We start from the raw sequence: 3,526 nt of genomic DNA on the forward strand, positions 1-3,526 counted from the left end.
ATGCGCCGCCGTCAGCAGCCTTGTGACGAGATCATCCGGCAAGGGATCGGGCAGGAACTGGCTACGCACATCGCGCCGCGTCATGATCGCATGATAGACGGCCTCGCGTTCGGCCGCAGAAAAACCGGATGCCGGGCAAGCGGCATCATCAATGGGTCGCATCGTCAAATCCCCAACAACGCAACCGCCCGCCGTCCGCGCGGGTTGGGTCTATCTTGCCAGGCCGGTCTTCTGACTTGGCTTCATTCGCTTCGCCGCAGCCTTCCCGGCCTTGCGGCCAGTGGCGTGATAAGCGGCAAGCGTCAGCCTTACAGCGTTGGGCACGTTCCGGTCTCGCACCGGATTCCCGATTCTCCCGCCTGTGAAAACGGGCACCTGACGGCTGATCTATGGCGTGGAAACGGCATGGCGGCAAGCTGCATGCGACATTCATTTCGTGGACAGTCCGGAAATGCTGGCCTAGAACGAAACCCGAATCCGACTGGCGCCGAAAGCGCCCCTTCATTCTCATTGCATTCCGGTTGCCCGTGTCCCGTCTAACGCCGATGATCCTCGCGGTCGCCCTGTTCATGGAACAGATGGATTCGACCGTGATTGCCACCAGCCTGCCTGCGATTGCTGCCGATATAGGCACTTCGCCGATCGCATTGAAGCTTGCGGTAACGAGCTACCTCGTGGCCTTGGCGATCTTCATTCCGATCAGCGGCTGGATGTCGGATCGCTTCGGTGCCCGCAATATTTTCCGCCTGGCGATCTTTGTCTTCATGGTCGGCTCCGTCGCCTGCGCTTTCTCCAATTCCATCGCCGCCTTCGTCATCTCCCGTCTCATTCAGGGTGCCGGCGGCTCGATGATGACGCCGGTCGGGCGATTGCTGCTGGTACGCGGTACGCCACGTCACCAGCTGGTGAATGCCATGGCCTGGCTCACCATTCCGGCGCTGATCGGCCCGATCATGGGACCGCCGATCGGCGGCTTCCTGACGACCTATCTCAGCTGGCACTGGATCTTCTGGATCAATGTGCCGATCGGCATTATCGGCATCATCCTCGTCACCCGCTTCCTGCCGGCTGTCGAACCGCGCAGCCCGAAGCCGATGGATTTTCCGGGTTTCTTCCTGTCGGGCATCGGCTTTTCCGGTTTCGTCTTCGGCCTTTCGGTCATCAGCCTGCCGGCGGTTCCCGTCATCTACGGTTATGTTACCGTCGCTGTCGGCATCCTTTCCGGCATCCTCTATTTCATCCATGCCAGGCGCACGCCGCATCCGCTGCTCGACCCGAAAATGTTCCGCTATCCGATGTTCCGGGCATCGATCCTCGGCGCCTCGAATTTCCGCATGGGGCTCGGCGCGTTACCCTTCCTCATGCCGCTGATGCTGCAGCTCGGCTTCGGCATGACCCCGCTGCAATCAGGCTCGATCACCTTCGTCAGCGCGCTCGGTTCGATGGGCTCGAAATTCGCCGCCACCCGCACCTACAATGCCTTCGGCTTCCGTAACGTCATTGCGCTGACCACCTTCCTCGCCGCGATCTTCCTCGGTGTGAACGGCCTCTTCACCGTCGAAACGCCGCTCTATGTCATCATGGGCTGTCTTCTCGTCGGCGGCCTGCTGCGTTCCATGGCCTTCTCAGGCGTCAACGCCATGGCCTTCGGCGATGTGGACGAGGCCGACAGCAGCCAGGCAACCGCCATCAATGCGGTGGCGCAGCGCATCTCCATGGCCATGGGCGTTGCCGTCGCCGGCACGATCCTGGAAATCTCATCGAGCTTCCACGGCGGCAAGCTGCTGGTTTCCGATTTCCATATCGCCTTCTTCATCGTCGCGGCGATCTCCGCCCTTGCCTGCATCACCTTCCTGCGCCTGCCCGCCAATGCCGGAGAGGAACTGACGACGCGCCGCCGCAAGAACCGACATGCAGAGCCGGAAGAGGCACAAGGAGAGGCAATGGCGGAAAGCCGCTGAAAACCTCACGGATCGGTCATTTTCTCTCACAGATTCCGCGTGACAACTCCCATCGGCATAGCTACATAGGCTGCATGTCGATTTCGTCCGTTTATGCATCGCGATTTTATTCGTACCGCTGCTTCCAGCGGATGCGGGTCTGTGCGTAGACGAAACTAACGCAACGACAAACCCGAACAGCCGCTAGTCAACCTGGCGGCTTTTTTGTTCCGCACGGTATGACCAAACAGGAGAGCATACCGTGACTGACACTATTGATGATCTTCGCATCGTCGAGATCACCCCGCTGACCAAACCTGCCGATATCATCTCGGAAATCCCGCGTGACGCCGCCGTCACCGAGACCGTGACCGGTACGCGCGACACGATCCACAACATCCTCACGGGCAAGGACGACCGCCAGCTCGTCATCATCGGCCCCTGCTCGATCCATGATCCGGCAGCCGCTCGCGAATACGCCTCCCGCCTGGTCGAGCAGCGACGACGCCTCTCCGGCGATCTCGAAATCGTCATGCGCGTCTATTTCGAAAAGCCCCGCACCACTGTCGGCTGGAAGGGCCTGATGAACGATCCGCATCTCGACGGCAGCTACCGTATCGAGGAGGGCCTGCGCCTCGCGCGCCGCCTGCTGCTCGACATCAACGCCATGGGCCTGCCGGCCGGCTGCGAATTCCTCGATACGATCACGCCGCAATATATCGCCGACCTCGTCAGCTACGGCGCCATCGGCGCGCGCACGACCGAAAGCCAGATCCACCGCCAGCTCGCCTCGGGTCTCTCCTGCCCGATCGGCTTCAAGAACGGCACGGATGGCGGCGCGCGCATCGCGCTCGATGCGATCATGGCGGCTTCCCAGCCGCACCATTTCCCGGCCGTCACCAAGGACGGACAGGCAGCGATCGCCTCGACGCGCGGCAACGAGGACTGCCACATCATCCTGCGCGGCGGCAAGCGCCCGAATTATGAGGCGGCAGACGTCCAGGCCGTTATCACCGAAGCCGTCAAGCTCGGTGTCGACCCGCGCATGCTGATCGATGCCAGCCACGCCAACAGCGGCAAGGATCCGATGAACCAACCGAAGGTCGTCCGCGCCGTCGCCGGCCAGATCGTCGCCGGCAATGACCATATCAAGGGCATGATGATCGAGAGCAACCTCGTCGCCGGCCGCCAGGATCTCGTCCCCGGCAAGCCGCTCGTCTACGGCCAGTCGATCACCGACGGCTGCATCGGTTGGGACATGTCGGTCGACGTGCTCGAGGATCTCGCCAAAGCCGTCCGCGACCGCCGCAAGGCAGCTGTCGCTGCCTGAGTTGCCGCGGGCAAACCCCGCCGCCCATTCACAGGGCGGTGGGGTGGTCAGCCGGGTTTTTGCTGGCAACAGGTTCGAGATCCCAACGGGGACGAACGTATATGCTTCTCCATATACGTCTGAGCGTTGGCATTTCGCACCGATCGCCGGAACGATCACCAACATTCGCTGCGTCGACTTTAACGTCTACCTCAATGCTGACGGAACGATCACGGCTGGTGCCGCTCACAATGTGAAACGTACGATCGAATATCCT

3 protein-coding genes, 1 pseudogene and 1 riboswitch are annotated in these 3,526 nt (G+C 61.5%); of the genes and pseudogenes, 3 read left to right on the forward strand and 1 reads right to left on the reverse strand.

Annotation, left to right across the window (positions count from 1 at the left end):
* A pseudogene (locus AC1DNW_RS35245) lies at positions 1–162 on the reverse strand (5,6-dimethylbenzimidazole synthase); the annotation flags it as partial.
* A 42-nt stretch (positions 163–204) separates the two neighbouring features.
* Positions 205–394: riboswitch (cobalamin riboswitch) on the reverse strand.
* A gap of 151 nt (positions 395–545) precedes the next feature.
* Between AC1DNW_RS35245 and AC1DNW_RS35250 the strand changes: the two are divergent.
* The 3 genes from AC1DNW_RS35250 to AC1DNW_RS35260 form a co-directional block, all read left to right on the forward strand.
* Positions 546–1,961, forward strand: coding sequence for an MFS transporter (locus AC1DNW_RS35250; RefSeq protein ID WP_113311323.1), 1,416 nt, complete (start codon positions 546–548; stop codon positions 1,959–1,961).
* A gap of 241 nt (positions 1,962–2,202) precedes the next feature.
* Positions 2,203–3,270, forward strand: coding sequence for a 3-deoxy-7-phosphoheptulonate synthase (locus AC1DNW_RS35255; protein ID WP_113311321.1), 1,068 nt, complete (start codon positions 2,203–2,205; stop codon positions 3,268–3,270).
* Positions 3,271–3,313: 43 nt separating this feature from the next.
* On the forward strand, positions 3,314–3,526 hold a 213-nt coding region (locus AC1DNW_RS35260; protein WP_477855765.1), incomplete at its 3' end, for a hypothetical protein.

The organism is Rhizobium sp. 05L429, assembly GCF_056397645.1.

Coding starts and splice junctions, on each gene's coding strand:
- AC1DNW_RS35250 (WP_113311323.1), top strand. CDS start 546: ATGATCCTCGCGGTCGCCCTGTTCATGGAACAGATGGATTCGACCGTG.